The sequence below is a fragment of the Aeromonas sp. R7-1 genome, assembly GCF_040908115.1.
Classification (GTDB): Bacteria; Pseudomonadota; Gammaproteobacteria; order Enterobacterales; family Aeromonadaceae; genus Aeromonas; species Aeromonas caviae.
This window is the reverse complement of record NZ_JBFODD010000053.1, coordinates 126,354-142,592: the sequence shown is the minus strand read 5'-3', so window position 1 is coordinate 142,592 and position 16,239 is coordinate 126,354. Positions and strand designations below refer to the sequence as shown.

Genomic DNA, 16,239 nt, shown 5'->3' with positions numbered 1-16,239 from the left:
CAGCGACTCGTCGTGGAAAGCACGTTTATAGTTGGACTTTCAAGCTCACATCACCGCGTTCGGCCCGATCAACCAGGGACAACACGGTCTTCATTTGTTCATCTTGCTTGCCGGCGATACGGCGCACATCGGCCTGACCAACCAGCTCGGCCAGGGTGATATCCCCCAGGAAACTGGAGATGCGTTCGCTCAGATCCCGCCACAAGGAGTGGGTCAGGCACTGGGTACCACCGTGGCAGCCCCCTTTGCCGAGGCACTTGGTCGCATCGACCGATTCATCGACCGCGGTGATCACCTGACCGACCGAAATCTCGCCAGGGGCCAGACCGAGGCGATAGCCGCCACCGGGGCCACGTACGCTGCTCACCAGACCATGTTTGCGCAGACGAGCAAACAGTTGTTCCAGATAGGACAAGGAGATGCCCTGGCGCTCTGAAATATCAGCCAGGGGCACGGGCCCCTGCTCTGCATGCAACGCCACGTCGAGCATGGCTGTCACCGCGTAACGTCCTTTTGAGGTCAGTCTCATATGCCTTACCGTCTTGCGAACCAATCAATATGTGGCATATGGTCACATACCCGACTAAATCAGTCAAGTATATGCTTGAGTAAATCAGTCGGGATTAATCCTGTGCCCTGGACTTCTGGACAGAGGTGAGAATGCCCCGCAGGATGTTCAACTCCACCGCTTCGGGTCTGGCCCGATTGAACAGACGACGCAGTTTGCTCATCACATGGCCTGGGTGGTCATCGGCAATGAATCCCGTCTTTTGCAACGTCTGCTCCAGATGCTGATAAAACCCTTCCAGTTGCTGGGCGCTGGGGTACTCGACCCGCTCATCCTCCGGGGCCGAATGCTCCTGGTTCTGTACTTCCAGCCAGCGCATCCGCACCTCGTAACAAAGGGTCTGCACTGCCATGGCCAGATTGAGGGAGCTGTATTCTGGATTGGCGGGAATGGCCACATGGAAGTGGCATTTTTGCAGTTCGTCATTGGTGAGGCCGGTGCGTTCACGGCCAAACACCAGCGCGACCGGGTGCTCCATGCCCTCGGCAACCAGCTTCTCGCCCGCTTCACGGGGATCCAGCATGGGCCAGCTCAAGGTCCGGGAACGGGCACTGGTGCCGATGACCAGACCACAGTCGGCAATGGCCTCGTCCAGGGTCGGCACGATTCGAGCGCGAGCCAGGATATCGCTGGCCCCCGCCGCCAGGGCGACGGCCTCCTCATCAGGCTGGGCCTGGGGATCGACCAGCACCAGTTGAGTCAGCCCCATGGTCTTCATGGCCCGCGCCGCGGATCCCATGTTGCCGGTGTGAGAGGTGTTTACCAACACGATACGAATCTGATCCAACATGCCCAGTCAATCTTCAGTCAAAAATGGCGCGCAATTGTAACATAACCAATCGCTATTTTGGCACCGCTTCCGACTAGGCATTTCTGCACAAACAGGCAGATGATACATCCCCACCCTGCGTGGTCACGCTGACAATGGGGTACTGCGGCTCAAGTTCACTTGTTCCGCAGCACTCGGGCAAGAAAACGGCTCAGCTCATTGTCGCGGCAGTGGGCACGTGCGTCTCGCGGGCCCGCTCGATAAAGGTCGCCAGATCCATCAGGGGGAATTTCATCAATCCCAGCCCGTCCAGATCCAGGCTGTCCATCAGATTTTTCACCTCCAGGCCCAGCTCGGTATCCCCCTCTATCTTCAGCCGGCGCTGGAAAAAGAGGGAATCCGGGTCTTCACGGCGCCCGGCGATCAGAACAAGATCCTGGCTATTGCCGCTGAAACAGACATCGGCGTGCTCACTCTTCCTTGCCACCACCAATTTGCCCTCCCGCTCGCTGATAAACCAGCATAGCCCCAGATCGCTGACTTCCACTTTCAGCCACTTGCCCGCAAGAAACGCAAATTCCCCCTCTTCGATGGCCTCCCGGAATACCCTGCCCAGCAGGGCCTCCATCAGGTTTTGTTGCAGCGGGAAGGGCACCAGCTTGAGGGGGTGGCGCAAGAGACGGGGTGCCTGTTCAACCAGGCGACGTTGCAGATGTTGAAACACGATAAACTCCCAGTTTTTTGCGCATTCAAGCACAGCCCCTTCGGCAAGATCCTGTTGAAAATCAAACTTGTGCCCACTTACCTCAAGAAGGGTAAAGCCACCTAAAGCTGCCTCAGGTCAAAAAGCGGGAGGGCAAGCATGCATACAATCGGGCCACTTTTGCATTTTTGCCCTCTCGGAGCGTACCCGATGGAATTACTCTGCCCGGCAGGCAGCCTGCCGGCACTGAAGACAGCCGTGGATAACGGGGCCGATGCGGTCTACATCGGCTTCAAGGATGACACCAATGCCCGCCACTTCGCCGGGCTCAACTTCACCGACAGCAAGCTGGAAAGAGCGGTTGACTACGTGCACCAGCATGGCCGCAAGCTGCACATCGCCATCAATACCTTTGCCCACCCGGGCTCCGATGCCCGTTGGAAGCAGGCCGTGGACAAAGGGGTGGCGCTCGGTGCCGATGCCCTGATCATCGCCGATCTCGCCGTGCTCGATTATGCCAGCCGCCGCCATCCCGACATGGAGCTGCATGTCTCGGTCCAGGCCAGCGCCACCAACGCCGCCGCCATCCGCTTCTACCAACAGCACTTCAACGTCGGCCGGGTGGTGCTGCCGCGGGTGCTCTCCATGCATCAGGTGAAGCAGCTTGCCCGCGAGACCGACGTCGGCCTCGAGGTGTTCGCCTTCGGCAGCCTCTGCATCATGGCGGAAGGGCGCTGCTACCTCTCCTCCTACATGACCGGCGAGAGCCCCAACACCGTCGGCGCCTGTTCACCGGCCAAGTTCGTGCGCTGGGAAGAGACCCCGAGCGGCCTCGAATCCCGCCTCAACGAGGTGCTGATCGATCGTTACGGCCCGGGGGAAAACGCCGGCTACCCGACCCTGTGCAAGGGGCGCTTCGAGGTGGATGGCCAGACCTATCACGCGCTGGAGGAGCCCACCAGCCTCAACACCCTCGGCCTACTGCCCGAGCTGTTCCAGACCGGTATCCAGTCAGTCAAGATCGAGGGACGCCAGCGCAGCCCCGCCTATGTGGAGCAGGTGACACGGGTCTGGCGCGCCGCCATCGACGCCTATCAGGCCAACCCCGAGGCCTATCAGGTCAAGGCTGAGTGGGATGCCCAGCTCGCCCGTGTCTCCGAGGGGAGCCAGACCACCCTCGGTGCCTATCATCGCCAGTGGCAATAAGGAGCCCTGTTCATGAAATTCTCTCTCGGCCCCCTGCTCTTCTACTGGCCCAAGGCCGACACCCAGGCCTTCTATCAGGCGGCGGCCGCCAGCCAGGCCGACATCGTCTATCTGGGGGAAACCGTCTGCAGCAAGCGGCGCGAACTGAAAGTGGATGACTGGATTGCCCTCGCCCGTCAGGTGGCGGGCTCCGGCAAGCAGGCGGTACTCTCCACGCTGGCGCTGATCTCAGCCCCCTCCGAGCTCAAGGAGGTAAAGCGGCTGGTCGACAACGGCGAGCTGATGATCGAGGCCAACGATCTGGGGGCGGTCCAGCTCGCCAGTGAAGCCGGGCTGCCGTTCGTCTGCGGCCCCGCCATCAACGCCTACAACGCCGACGTGCTGCGCATGCTGCTTCAACAGGGGATGCAGCGCTGGGTGATGCCGGTGGAGCTCTCCCGCGACTGGCTGATGCAGCTCAATCAGGATCTGGGCAGGGAGCGCCAGCAGTTCGAGGTGGAGGTGTTCGCCTATGGTCATCTGCCGCTCGCCTACTCGGCACGCTGCTTCACCGCCCGCTCCCTCGACCGGCCCAAGGACAACTGCGAACTGGCCTGCATCGACTACCCCACCGGGCGACTTGCCAGCAGTCGCGAGGGGCAGAAGGTGTTCAACCTCAACGGCATCCAGACCCAGTCCGGTTACTGCTACAACCTGGGTAACGAGCTCAAGGGGATGGAGGGCCTGGTGGATGTGGTGCGCCTCTCGCCCGAAGGCATGGAGACCCTGACGATGCTGGAGCGCTTCAAGGCCAACGAACAGGGGATGGCCCCCCTGCCCCTGCAGCAGGAGCGGGACTGCAACGGTTACTGGCGCCAGATCCCCGGCATGAGCCTGGTGGAGTAGCGGTACACCCCGTGTCACCGGACAGCAAAAAGGCCTCGTCAAGAGGCCTTTTTCATGGGGTTCAAACCCGTTTAGTCACGCTTTGCCGCTCTTGCCCTGGGCTCCGGGTGGCTGGGGCTTGCGCGCCATCAGTTCCAGCTCCAGCAAGGCATAGCGATGCTCGATGAAGTCATAGACGTTGTTGGCCAGCGCCAGCTTGAAGTAGCTGATGGCTTCCTTGCGGTTACCCTTGGCCAGCTCGAACTTGCCGAGGTAGAAGTAGGTCTCGCACAGGCGCTCGGCGAGCTCCCTGTTGTCCTTGACCCCTTTCACCACGTTGCTCATCAACTGGGTGGCATTGATGTCGCCCGTATAGAGGCGCACCAGATCCCAGTTCCAGGCGTCGTCGTCATACTTGTTGAGCCGCTCGCGCATCCGGCTCATGGCCGCCGGTCCGTTGAGCTTCTGCTCGGCCAGATAGAGCCAGATCACCCGATAAGGGTCTTCCGGTTGCGCCTCGTAGAAGCGCTTCATATCCGCCGCGGCAAGCTCGGGGCGATTGCCGTAATAGAGCGCGATTCCCCGGTTGAGATAGGCGTAGTCGTAATCCGGGGCGAGCTCCAGGGCGGAGTCGAACGCCTCATAGGCCTCGTCGTAGTTCTGCTGTTGAACCAGATAGACACCGATGAAGTTGTAGGCCTCGGCAAAATCCGGCTTCTCCCGCAGGGCGCGGTTGAAGTCGAGTCGCGCCAGGGAACGCAAGCCCACCCGGTCAAACACCACGGCACGCTCATAGAAGAGTTCTGCCCGCTGTTCGGTCGTCAATTCCATTTCACTGAGCATCTGCCCGAGTCGCGCCAACGCCAACTCGCTCTGGTAGGAGACCTGCAAGGGGGTCGCCAATACCAGTGAAGCGGGTTGCGGCTTGGGAACTTGAGGCGCTTTTACCTGACTGCTACTGCTGCAACCCCACAAGGGGAGCAACAACAGGATACCCGTGAGGTATCCAATCCCTATCCTGACGTTCAATGAACACTCCGACGCTTACGCTTGACCCCGCATATGGTAAAGATCACGGGGCCGTTTGTCATGTGGCGCAGCCCCTCTCCCTCAAATAAATCAGGATTCGACAGGGTATCCGGCATCGCTCCAGCCGCGAAAGCCTCCATCGACGCTGACGACCCGGGAATAACCCATCTTCTGCAGGTTATCCGCCACCAGGATGGAGCGAAATCCCCCACCACAATAGAGGTAGAGTTCGGTGTCGGGATCCGGATACCGGGTCTCGATGTCACGCTCTATCACCCCGCGCCCGAGATAGGTGGCCCCCGGCAGATGGCCCCTGGCCCACTCGCTCTCTTCGCGCACGTCGATCAGATGAAATGCTCGGCCCTCATCCTGCCAGCGCTTGATCTGGTGCACATCGGTTTCCTGCACCTGCGGGCGGATGGCCTCTACCAGGGCCAAAAAACGGGGATTGTGTTGCATGGGCTTGCTCCTTGCTTTGGGTAATGGATGCTGGGTTGTGGGGAGCATCATGACTCACCCCGGCCACAAGAGAAAGGGCGCCTTGCGGCGCCCTTGTCTGTTACGGCAGGATCTCTTGCTGATCCGCGCCCTCTTTTTCCACCTGGGTCGGCAGCATGTGCTCCCGCTTGATCCCGAGGAACATGGCTGAGGCGCTCGCCACATAGATGGAGGAGTAGGTCCCGAAGGCCACCCCGATCACCATGGCGATGGAGAAACCGTGGATCAGAGGTCCGCCCTTGAGCAGCAGCGCCACCACCACCACGAAGGTCAACCCCGAGGTGATGATGGTCCGGCTCAGGGTCTCGGTCATGGAGAGATCCATGATCTCCGCGGTGTCCCCACGGCGTACCTTGCGGAAATTCTCCCGCACCCGGTCGAACACAACGATGGTGTCGTTCAGGGAGTACCCCACCAGCGTCATCAGCGCCGCCAGCACGGTCAGGTCGAACTCGTACTGGAAGTAGGCGAAGATGCCGAGGGTGATGATCACGTCGTGAGCCAGGGAGAGGATGCCCCCCGTGGCCAGACGCCACTCGAAGCGCACCGCCACGTAGATCAGGATACAGAGGATGGAGGCCAGCATGGCCAGGGCACCGTCGGTGGCCAGCTCGTCACCCACGGAGGGACCGACGAACTCGACACGCTTGAGCACGGCGCTCTCGTCGACCAACTTGGCGGCCGCCAGGACCTCGTTGCCCTGCTGCTCGACCTTGACGCCCTCTTGCGGGGCCATGCGCACCAGCACATCACGGCTGGAGCCGAAGAACTGCAGGGTCGCCCCGTCAATCTTCTGCTGATCCAGCGCCTCGTGCATCTTGTCCAGGCTCACCGACTGCTGGAACCCCACCTCGATGGTGGTACCGCCGGTGAAGTCCAGCCCCCAGTTCAGGCCACGATCGTACAGAACGTAGAGGGCGAGCACCGTCACCAGAGCAGAGAGGACCATACCCAGCTTGGCGAAACGCATGAAGGGGATGGGCTTTTCAAAATGTAGAATTTGAAACATGTCTCTTCCTTAGATCGGCAGCTTGTCGATGCGCCGTCCACCCCAGGCCAGGTTGATGATGGCGCGGGATACCGTGATGGCAGTGAACATGGACGCCGTCAGGCCGATCCCGAGGGTCAGGGCGAAGCCCTTGATGGCACCGGTACCGATACCGAACAGGATCACGCAGGTGATGAGCGAGGTCACGTTGGAGTCGGCGATGGTGGAGAAGGCGCGATCAAAGCCCAGGTGAATGGCTTGCTGCACCCCGCGACCATTGCGGATCTCTTCACGAATACGCTCGTAGATCAGCACGTTCGCATCCACCGCCATGCCCAGCGTCAACACGATACCGGCGATGCCCGGCAGGGTCATGGTGGCCCCCGGGATCATCGACATGATACCGACGATGAGCACCAGGTTCATGGTCAGCGCCAGATTGGCCACCCAGCCGAAGGCACGGTAGTAGATCCCCATGAAGAGCACGATCACCAGCATGGCCCAGCCGATGGCTTCCATCCCGCTGTCGATGTTCTGCTGACCCAGGCTCGGGCCTATGGTGCGCTCTTCGACGATCTGGATGGGGGCAATCAGGGCACCGGCACGCAGCAGCAGCGCCAGGTTGTGGGCTTCGTTGGCGTTGTCGATCCCGGTGATGCGGAACTGGCTACCCAGGCGAGACTGGATGGTGGCGACGTTGATCACCTCCTCCTGCTTGCGGAACTTGCGCTTGCCGTCCGGACCAGGCTGACCCACCGGCTTGTACTCGATGAAGACGGTCGCCATGCCTTTGCCAACGTTGTCCTTGGTAAAGTTGGCCATCTTGTTGCCACCCTGACCATCGAGCTTGATGTTGACCTGGGGACGGCTGTATTCATCGAAACCGGACTGGGCACCCACGATGTGGTCACCGGTCAGGATCACGCGCTTTTGCAGTACCACGGGACGACCGTTGCGATCGTTGTAGACCTTGGAGCTCGGCGGCACGCGGCCTGCGGCAGCGGCCTGGATATCGGCAGCCTCATCGACCATGTGGAACTCCAGGGTCGCGGTGGCACCCAGGATCTCCTTGGCACGGGCGGTGTCCTGGATCCCTGGCAGCTCGACGATGATACGCTCACCGCCCTGCTGCTGGACCAGCGGCTCGGCCACACCCAGTTCGTTCACCCGGTTGCGGATGATGGTGATGTTCTGCTCGAGGGCATACTTCTTCACCTCTTTGACCTTGGCTTCGCTCAGACTGGCCAGCAGGATGAAGTCATCCCCTTTCTGGTCGGTGGTGAAGACAAGATCCGCATTCTGGCGACGCAGGAAGGAGAGTGCCTTGGCCTGATCGGCCTCGTCACGGAAGACCACCTGCACCTGTTCCCCGACCCGGCGTACACCGGAGTAGCGGATCTTCTGGGTGCGCAGCTCGGCGCGGAAATCCTGCACCATCTGTTCCTGCTGCTTGGCCAGCGCTTCGGCCATGTCCACTTCCATCAGGAAGTGCACACCGCCCCGCAGGTCAAGACCGAGCTTCAGGGGCGCCGCGCCGATGGCCTCAAGCCAGGCGGGGGTGGAGGGTGCCAGGTTGAGGGCGGTGATGAAATTGTCGCCCAGCTTGTTGGCCACGATGTCGCGCGCCTTGAGCTGGTCTTCGGTGTTGTTGAAACGGATCAGGATGAAGCCGTGCTCGAACGCCGCATGCTTGACCGGGATCTTCGCCTCGTCGAGGGTTTCCTTCACCTGATCGAGGGTTTCTAGTTTGACTTCGGCACCACGGCTGGCAGAGACCTGCAAGGCCGGGTCTTCGCCGTAAAGATTGGGGGCTGCATATAGAAAACCGATGGCGATCACGACGATCACCATCAGGTATTTCCACAGCGGATAGCGATTTAACACGCTGTGCTCCTCGGGAGATTAGAGGGACTGGATAGAACCCTTGGGCAGAACGGCAGAGACGAAGTCACGCTTGATGGTGACCTGGGTCTGATCGTTCAGGGCCAGCACAATGTAGTCGCTGTCGGCGGAAACCTTGGCGATCTTGCCGACCAGGCCACCGGAAGTGAGCACTTCGTCGCCCTTGGAGAGGGAGCTCATCAGATTGCGATGCTCCTTGGCACGCTTGGCCTGGGGACGGTAGATCATGAAGTAGAAGATGAGACCGAACACGGCCAGCATGATGATCATTTCCATGCCACCACCCTGTGCTGCCGGAGCCGCGCCTTCTGCATACGCCTTGGAGATAATGCTCATTTAACAACCTCTTATTGATGTAAATTTGAATACTAACTTATATGTCGTTGTTATTTCACGTCATTTTCAGCCAGTGGAGGCACAGGCTTCCCTTGCCGACGGTAAAACTCAGTTACAAAGTCGTCTAATTTACCCTGCTCGATCGCGTCCCGCAAACCCTGCATCACGCGCTGGTAATAACGCAGGTTGTGGATGGTATTCAGACGGGCACCGAGGATCTCGTTGCACTTGTCCAGATGGTACAGATAGCTGCGGGTGTAGTTCTTGCAGGTGTAGCAATCGCAGTCCGCATCCAGGGTGCTGGTGTCTTCCCGGTACTTGGCGTTGCGGATCTTGACCACGCCATCGGTGGTAAAGAGATGACCGTTGCGGGCGTTGCGGGTCGGCATCACGCAGTCGAACATGTCGATACCGCGGCGCACCCCTTCCACCAGATCCTCCGGCTTGCCCACCCCCATCAGGTAGCGCGGCTTGTCGGCCGGAATTTTCGGGCAGACATGGTCAAGGATGCGATGCATGTCCTCTTTGGGCTCACCCACGGCGAGACCGCCGACCGCGTAACCGTCGAAGCCGATCTCAAGGAGACCGTCCAGCGACACATCCCGCAGCGGTTCGTAGACAGAACCCTGGATGATGCCGAACAGGGCGTTCTTGTTGCCCAGCGCATCGAACTTGTCACGGGAGCGCTTGGCCCAGCGCAGGGACATCTCCATGGACTTGCGCGCTTCCTCGTAGGTGGCCGGGTACGGGGTGCACTCGTCGAAGATCATCACGATGTCGGAACCCAGATCGTACTGGATCTCCATGGACTTCTCGGGGTCGAGGAAGATCTTCTCGCCGTTGATGGGATGACGGAAGTGCACCCCCTCCTCGGTGATCTTGCGGATGTGCCCCAGACTGAACACCTGGAAACCACCGGAGTCGGTCAGGATCGGCCCCTGCCAGTTCATGAAGTCGTGCAGATCGCCGTGGGCGCGCATCACTTCCTGACCCGGGCGCAGCCAGAGGTGGAAGGTGTTACCAAGCAGGATCTGGGCACCGGTCTCACGTACCTCTTCCGGTGTCATCCCCTTGACGGTGCCGTAGGTGCCGACCGGCATGAAGGCCGGGGTCTGGACCACGCCACGCTCGAACACCAGTTGACCGCGACGGGCACGCCCATCGGTGGTTTTCAATTCAAATTTCATTGCTACCTCTATTCAGTCAGAGAAACAGTCTGACAACAAAGGGCCCGAGGGGCCCGGTAATATGAAGCCGGCCGGCATACTGACAAGCAGAGCCTGAACGACTTCTGAAGGGCAAGGCTTAACCCTGCACCCGGCGACGGGTGACGAACATGGCGTCCCCGTAGCTGAAGAAACGGTACTGTCCCGCCACGGCGGCCTGATAGGCGGCCATCACGTTGTCATAGCCGGCAAAGGCGCTGACCAGCATGATCAGGGTGGATTCGGGCAGGTGAAAGTTGGTGATCATGGCATCGACCACCTGGAACTCGTAACCGGGGAAGATGAAGATGTCGGTGTCATCGAAGAAGGGCGCCAGCGGCTTGCCCTGGGCCAGGGTCGCCTTGGCTGCGCTCTCGAGGGATCGTACCGACGTGGTCCCCACCGCAACCACACGACCGCCGCGGGCGCGGGTCGCCGCGATGGCATCCACCACCTCCTGGGGCACTTCGGCGTATTCCGAGTGCATGTGGTGATCTTCAATCTTGTCGACGCGCACCGGCTGGAAGGTGCCCGCCCCCACGTGCAGGGTCACGAAGGCCATCTCCACGCCCTTGGCACGGATCTGCTCGAGCAACGGCTCGTCGAAGTGCAGACCGGCAGTCGGCGCCGCCACGGCACCCGGCTTCTGGTTGTAGACGGTCTGGTAGCGCTCCTTGTCGGCATCCTCGTCGGGACGGTCGATGTAAGGAGGCAGCGGCATGTGGCCGATGGCATCCAGAATGGTCAGCACAGGGCGCGGGTCCAGGAAGTGGATCTCGAACAGAGCGTCGTGGCGGGCACGCATCTCGGCCTCGACGGGCACGCCGTCGGCACCGCCATCCAGAAGGAGACGGGCACCTGGCTTGGGGGACTTGGACGAGCGGACGTGCGCCAGCACGCTGTGCTCGTCCAGAATGCGCTCCACCAGCACCTCCAGCTTGCCGCCGCTGGCCTTCTGGCCAAACATGCGGGCCGGAATGACCCGGGTATTGTTGAACACCAGCAGATCGCCGGGGTTGAGCTGGTCAAGCACATCGACAAAATGACCGTGGCGCAGGGCGCCGGTTTGACCATCGAGCTGCAGCAGGCGGCTGGCGGTACGCTCCGCCATGGGATAGCGGGCAATCAGCTCGTCTGGCAGATCAAAATGAAAATCGGATACTTGCATCTTTCACCTCGGGGGAATCGGCGGCTAGTCTAGTTATCCCCCTCTTCCAAGGCAACCCAAAAGACTAAAAACCCAAGGAAGACAAGGGATAGCGGGCCATTTTGTGAGGCTGGGCCCGTTAAAAAACCTTTAAGGTTTTGTATTGACCCCGATCATGTTCTGGCGACGGGGGCTGGGCTAGGGTGGAAGCAGACACACAAGGAGGCCCACCATGATGACCCTCTCCGAGATCATGACTGAACACCCCTTTACCCTGGGTCCGGAAAACAGCGTCAAGCAGGCGATGGAGCTGATGCAGCAGGAGCGGATCCGTCACGTTCCCATCGTCGATGAACACCAGCATCTGCTCGGTCTGGTCACCCTCTCGGACATCCTGGCCACCCGCGAGTCCAAGCTGCTGCTGATCAACCCCGAGCGGGAGGCGGAGTTCACCGACAGCGTCCAGCTCGACGAGATCATGACCCGTCAGGTGGCGAGCGTGGATCCCCACGCCGGCATCAAGGAGGCAGCTCTGTATCTGCAGCGCCACAAATATGGCTGTCTGCCGGTACTCAAGGGGCGCAAGCTGGTTGGCATCGTCACCGAGTCGGACTTCATCGCCGTGGCCATCAATCTGCTGGAGCTGATGGAGGAGCAGGAGCCCCCAACCGACTTTTGATCTTGAAATTATGTAATAAAATTACAATAAAAGCGTTTTCAGTCTAATTAAACGGCTATTCAAGTGAAACACTTTCAATTTGACTGTAAAATTACACCACAAAACTTGCGTTGTGACATTCATCACACTATGATGCCCACCATGCAATGGTTGCCGAAGAGGAGATGAGGATTGTGCACCCGCCATCTTCTCTTCATATGTCTGCAAGTTTGCACACCCCGTAGTTAGTCTTTGCTGTAAAGCATATTTATCGCCATTCCTTGTTTGATGACCCGGCTCTGTCTGTGCGACGGTGCCGGGATTTTTTTATCCCTCTTTTTTCTACTGCGCCGCCTCGTCTGCCCCCTTCTCTGCTCACGCAATGAAAACAAATCCGGCCCAGCCCTTGAAAATGTGACATGCAGGACAGAAATTGAACTTCGACAATGAGTTATCTCCGAAGGCCTGAGATATTCATGTTAGGTACAGTTGTGATGGTCTATCTAATAAATAGATTTATGTGATTCAAAATTGTGGCTTTGACCGATTAGAAAAAGTCACTATGATGACTCCATCGAAAGTTAAGCGCCTCGTCTGGCACGACTCTTCAACACCAGACAGGCATATGTACATCACCAAGGAGCAAATACATGTCTACCTACATCAACACTGAAATCAAGCCGTTCAACGCCACCGCCTACCACAATGGCAAATTCGTTCAGGTGTCTGACGCTGACCTGAAAGGCAAGTGGTCCGTGGTGTTCTTCTACCCGGCTGATTTCACCTTCGTCTGCCCGACCGAGCTGGGCGACCTGGCCGACAACTACGCCGAATTCCAGAAGCTGGGCGTCGAGATCTACGCCGTCTCCACCGACACCCACTTCACCCACAAGGCCTGGCACGACACTTCTGACACCATCCAGAAGATCCAGTACCCGATGATCGGCGACCCCACCGGCACCATCACTCGCAACTTCGGCGTGATGATCGAAGAAGCTGGCCTGGCTGACCGCGGTACCTTCGTCATCGACCCGCAAGGCGTCATCCAGATCGTTGAAATCAACGCTGGCGGCATCGGCCGTGACGCACTGGAACTGCTGCGCAAGGTCAAGGCTGCCCAGTACGTTGCTTCCCACCCGGGTGAAGTGTGCCCGGCCAAGTGGAAAGAAGGCGACGCCACCCTGGCCCCGTCCCTGGATCTGGTAGGCAAAATCTAAGCCTCCCCGCTCTGAAGACCGGCCCGTTCAAGGGCCGGTCTTGTTTACGGCCCTCAGAAAATGCGCCGGTCTGCTGTGTGGACCTCTGTTTTCTGTATCCGGTCATCGTGCCGACCCGCATTCAGCAAGAAGGAATTCGACCATGTTAGATACCAACCTCAAACAACAACTCAACGGTTACTTGCAGTACATCGTCAATCCCATCGAGATCAGCGTGTCCGGCAATGACAGCGACAAATCCGCCGAACTCCTGGCATTGGCCAGCGAGATTGCCGAGATGTCCCCCAAAATTTCCCTGACCGATGGCACCAATGCCCGCAAGCCTTCCATGAGCATCGCGCCCCAGGGCCAGGCCCCGCGCGTGCACTTTGCCGGCATTCCCATGGGTCATGAATTCACCTCCCTGGTGCTCGCCCTGCTGCAAAGCGGCGGTCACCCCTCCAAGGCCGATCCGGCCGTGCTGGAGCAGGTGAAGAACCTCAAGGGCGAGTTCCACTTCGAGACCTATATTTCCCTCTCCTGCCACAACTGTCCGGACGTGGTACAGGCCCTGAACCTGATGTCCACCCTGAACCCCGGCATCACCCACACCATGATCGACGGAGCCCTGTTCCAGGATGAGGTGAACGAGCGTCAAATCATGGCGGTCCCGAACGTCTACCTGAACGGTCAGCCGTTCAGCCAGGGCCGCATCTCGCTGGAAGAGATCGTCGCCAAACTCGACACCGGCGCTGCCGAGCGCAAGGCGCAAGAGCTGAGCGAAAAAGCGCCTTATGACGTGCTGGTGGTGGGCGGTGGCCCAGCCGGCGCCGCCGCGGCCATCTATGCCGCCCGCAAAGGCATTCGCACTGCCATTGTCGCCGAACGTTTCGGTGGCCAGGTGATGGACACCGTCGGCATCGAGAACTTCATCTCCGTGCCCTACACCGAGGGCCCCAAGCTGGCCGCCAGCCTGGAGCAGCACGTCAAGCAGTACGGCGTGGAAGTGATCACCGAGCAGCGTGCCGCCGCCATCAGCAAGGATGGTTACGTCAACGTGGACCTCGCCTCCGGTGCCACCTTGAAGAGCCGCGCCGTGATCCTGGCGACCGGTGCCCGCTGGCGCGACCTGAACGTGCCGGGTGAACTCGAGTACCGTACCAAGGGTGTGGCCTACTGCCCCCACTGTGACGGCCCCTTCTTCAAGGGCAAGCGCGTGGCGGTGATCGGTGGCGGCAACTCCGGCATCGAGGCGGCCATCGATCTGGCCGGCATCGTCGAGCACGTCACCGTGGTGGAGTTCGCCGATACCCTGCGTGCCGACGACGTGCTGCAGAAGAAGGCCCGTTCCATGGGCAATATCGACATCATCATGAGCGCCCGCACCACCGAAGTGATCGGCGACGGCAGCAAGGTGGTGGGCATGGACTACGAAGATCGCACTACCGGCGAGATCAAGCATCTGGCGGTGGCCGGCATCTTCGTCCAGATCGGTCTGGTGCCGAACACCGAGTTCCTCAAGGGGAGCGAAGTGGCCCTGACCCGCTTTGGCGAAATCGAGATCGACACCAAGGGTGCCACCTCCCTGCCCGGCGTCTATGCCGCAGGGGATGCCACCACGGTACCGTTCAAGCAGATCATCATTTCCATGGGGGCAGGTGCCACCGCCGCCCTGGGTGCGTTTGATTACCTCATTCGCAACCCGGCGCCGGAAGCACAAGCTACCCAGGCCGATGCCGTGACCGCCTGATAACCGCCCAACAAAAAACCGACTCCCTGGAGTCGGTTTTTTTATCCCTGTCGTTGGGTCGGCAGCCTTCAACGTCCTTGCGGCGCGTCCCTCTCCTGCCCCTCTTCACTCACCGCTCTCTCTTCTGCGTCAGGCGCGGCATAGCTCGCCGGCACTGTCTCCCCTTCCAGATCCGTTCTTGGCTCCAGCTCCGCCGTCATGGGGGTGTTGGGGGGCACCGGCATGAAGACCTGGTGCTCCGTCAACGGAATGGGGGCTCGCTTACGCCTGCGCCAGCCGAGATAGGCCGACAGCAGCAGACCGCACAGGGCAAAGTAGACGAACAGCCCCTGTGGTCCGAACGTCGCCATGGTAAAGGGGGCCAGCAGCGGACCCGTCATGGCTCCCAGGCTGTAGGCAAGCAGCAGCCCCTGGTTTGCCCCCAGCACCTGATCCGGGCGCAGTTCATCGCAAGCATGGCTGAGGCTCAAGGGATAGATGGAGAACGCCATGCCCCCCAGCAGGAAGACAAGAGTCCCCTCGATTGGCTCGCGCCAGGGCTCCGGCAGCAGCACCATCAGCAACGCGATCAGGGTCAGCAGGGCGCAGAGCAGCAGGATCACCAACCGTCTGTCGTAACGATCAGATGCACGCCCGATGGGATATTGCAGACACATCCCCCCCAGGATCACCAGCGCCATCATGTCCGCCACCTGGGAAAGGGAGGCGCCGCTGTCGGTGAAATAGAGCGGCAACAGCCCATAGATGGCCCCGAGGATGAGGCCCGAGGTAAAGCTGCTGCCCATTCCCGCCGGAGTGAGGCGCACCAGCTCCAGCACTCCCACCGGCTGGGGAGCCACCATGGCCGGCGTCGCCACCCGGGAGAGAGCCAGAGGCACCACGGAGAGGGTCGCCGCCATGGCGCACAGGGCGAACGGCGTCAGCACCATGGGGTCCACCTGCTTGAGCAGCAGCTGGCCCAGGGCGAGTGAGCCGTACAGCAGGATCATGTAGAGGGACATCAACCGCCCCCGGTTCGCCGGGGTGCTTGAGACCAGCATCCAGGACTCCAGCACCACGAACAGGCCGCCGGTGGCAAACCCCCCGATCAGCCGCAGCGCCGCCCAGGTGACAGGCTCCACCACCATGCCGTGCAGCAGAAACAGAAAACAGAGCAGGGAGGCGTAAGCCGCATAGGCCCGGATATGACCCACCCGGATGATGAGTCGGGCATTGATGAAGGTCCCCAGCACCAGGCCGCCGAAATAGGCAGCCGACACCAGACCGATGGCCTGGGCGGACACCTGCTCGGCGGAGAGACGCACCGTCAGCAGGGTATTGAACAGACCGTGACCCAGAATGAAGATCACCAGACTGGTCAGGGGGGACAGCAACCTTGTCAGTGCCATGGAGCCTCCTCGCAACAAAAGGGTCATGGTAG

Annotated in this window: 16 protein-coding genes; 5 read left to right on the top strand and 11 right to left on the bottom strand. The window is 60.3% G+C overall.

What is annotated here, in order from left to right:
- Window positions 1-25 precede the first annotated feature (25 nt).
- From iscR to AB5Y51_RS15515, 3 genes are all read right to left on the bottom strand, one after another.
- Window positions 26-529 (bottom strand): Fe-S cluster assembly transcriptional regulator IscR, encoded by a 504-nt coding sequence (gene iscR, locus AB5Y51_RS15525; RefSeq protein ID WP_025327241.1) that lies wholly within the window; start codon window positions 527-529, stop codon window positions 26-28.
- A 94-nt stretch (window positions 530-623) separates the two neighbouring features.
- Window positions 624-1,358, bottom strand: a complete 735-nt coding sequence (gene trmJ, locus AB5Y51_RS15520) for a tRNA (cytosine(32)/uridine(32)-2'-O)-methyltransferase TrmJ (RefSeq protein ID WP_041215017.1) — start codon at window positions 1,356-1,358, stop codon at window positions 624-626.
- 190 nt (window positions 1,359-1,548) lie between these two features.
- Complete coding sequence (locus AB5Y51_RS15515) at window positions 1,549-2,061, bottom strand: SCP2 domain-containing protein (RefSeq protein WP_128342279.1); 513 nt, start codon at window positions 2,059-2,061, stop codon at window positions 1,549-1,551.
- 189 nt (window positions 2,062-2,250) lie between these two features.
- On the opposite strand from AB5Y51_RS15515, the gene AB5Y51_RS15510 reads away from it, so the two are divergent.
- Complete coding sequence (locus tag AB5Y51_RS15510; protein WP_128271750.1) at window positions 2,251-3,246, top strand: peptidase U32 family protein; 996 nt, start codon at window positions 2,251-2,253, stop codon at window positions 3,244-3,246.
- A 12-nt stretch (window positions 3,247-3,258) separates the two neighbouring features.
- Window positions 3,259-4,131, top strand: a complete 873-nt coding sequence (locus AB5Y51_RS15505) for a U32 family peptidase (protein ID WP_368178706.1) — start codon at window positions 3,259-3,261, stop codon at window positions 4,129-4,131.
- Window positions 4,132-4,206: 75 nt separating this feature from the next.
- Here the strand turns inward: AB5Y51_RS15505 and nlpI are convergent, their stop codons facing one another.
- The 7 genes from nlpI to queA form a co-directional block, all read right to left on the bottom strand.
- Window positions 4,207-5,139 (bottom strand): lipoprotein NlpI, encoded by a 933-nt coding sequence (gene nlpI, locus AB5Y51_RS15500; RefSeq protein ID WP_280520777.1) that lies wholly within the window; start codon window positions 5,137-5,139, stop codon window positions 4,207-4,209.
- A gap of 90 nt (window positions 5,140-5,229) precedes the next feature.
- Window positions 5,230-5,598, bottom strand: coding sequence for a rhodanese-like domain-containing protein (locus tag AB5Y51_RS15495; RefSeq protein ID WP_039038735.1), 369 nt, complete (start codon window positions 5,596-5,598; stop codon window positions 5,230-5,232).
- Window positions 5,599-5,698: 100 nt separating this feature from the next.
- Window positions 5,699-6,646 carry a protein translocase subunit SecF gene (secF, locus tag AB5Y51_RS15490; RefSeq protein WP_039038736.1) on the bottom strand — a complete coding sequence of 316 codons (948 nt, stop codon included), beginning with the start codon at window positions 6,644-6,646 and terminating at the stop codon, window positions 5,699-5,701.
- A gap of 9 nt (window positions 6,647-6,655) precedes the next feature.
- Window positions 6,656-8,509: a protein translocase subunit SecD gene (secD, locus tag AB5Y51_RS15485; protein ID WP_048207866.1), complete on the bottom strand. Its 1,854-nt coding sequence runs from the start codon at window positions 8,507-8,509 to the stop codon at window positions 6,656-6,658.
- 18 nt (window positions 8,510-8,527) lie between these two features.
- A complete protein-coding gene (yajC, locus tag AB5Y51_RS15480; protein ID WP_010675070.1) occupies window positions 8,528-8,863 on the bottom strand; it encodes a preprotein translocase subunit YajC in 336 nt (111 codons plus the stop codon).
- Between the two features lie 50 nt (window positions 8,864-8,913).
- Window positions 8,914-10,050 carry a tRNA guanosine(34) transglycosylase Tgt gene (gene tgt, locus AB5Y51_RS15475; RefSeq protein ID WP_010675071.1) on the bottom strand — a complete coding sequence of 379 codons (1,137 nt, stop codon included), beginning with the start codon at window positions 10,048-10,050 and terminating at the stop codon, window positions 8,914-8,916.
- Window positions 10,051-10,168: 118 nt separating this feature from the next.
- The gene (queA, locus tag AB5Y51_RS15470; RefSeq protein WP_368178705.1) at window positions 10,169-11,236 is read right to left on the bottom strand and encodes a tRNA preQ1(34) S-adenosylmethionine ribosyltransferase-isomerase QueA; all 1,068 of its coding nucleotides are present in this window, start codon (window positions 11,234-11,236) and stop codon (window positions 10,169-10,171) included.
- 211 nt (window positions 11,237-11,447) lie between these two features.
- Here queA and AB5Y51_RS15465 point away from each other — a divergent pair, with 211 nt between their 5' ends.
- From AB5Y51_RS15465 to ahpF, 3 genes are all read left to right on the top strand, one after another.
- Complete coding sequence (locus AB5Y51_RS15465) at window positions 11,448-11,894, top strand: CBS domain-containing protein (protein ID WP_010675073.1); 447 nt, start codon at window positions 11,448-11,450, stop codon at window positions 11,892-11,894.
- Between the two features lie 629 nt (window positions 11,895-12,523).
- Window positions 12,524-13,090 (top strand): alkyl hydroperoxide reductase subunit C, encoded by a 567-nt coding sequence (gene ahpC / locus AB5Y51_RS15460; RefSeq protein ID WP_010675074.1) that lies wholly within the window; start codon window positions 12,524-12,526, stop codon window positions 13,088-13,090.
- Window positions 13,091-13,232: 142 nt separating this feature from the next.
- A complete protein-coding gene (gene ahpF / locus AB5Y51_RS15455; RefSeq protein WP_039038739.1) occupies window positions 13,233-14,819 on the top strand; it encodes an alkyl hydroperoxide reductase subunit F in 1,587 nt (528 codons plus the stop codon).
- Between the two features lie 68 nt (window positions 14,820-14,887).
- Here the strand turns inward: ahpF and AB5Y51_RS15450 are convergent, their stop codons facing one another.
- Window positions 14,888-16,207 (bottom strand): MFS transporter, encoded by a 1,320-nt coding sequence (locus tag AB5Y51_RS15450; RefSeq protein ID WP_039038740.1) that lies wholly within the window; start codon window positions 16,205-16,207, stop codon window positions 14,888-14,890.
- Between the last annotated feature and the right edge of the window lie 32 nt (window positions 16,208-16,239).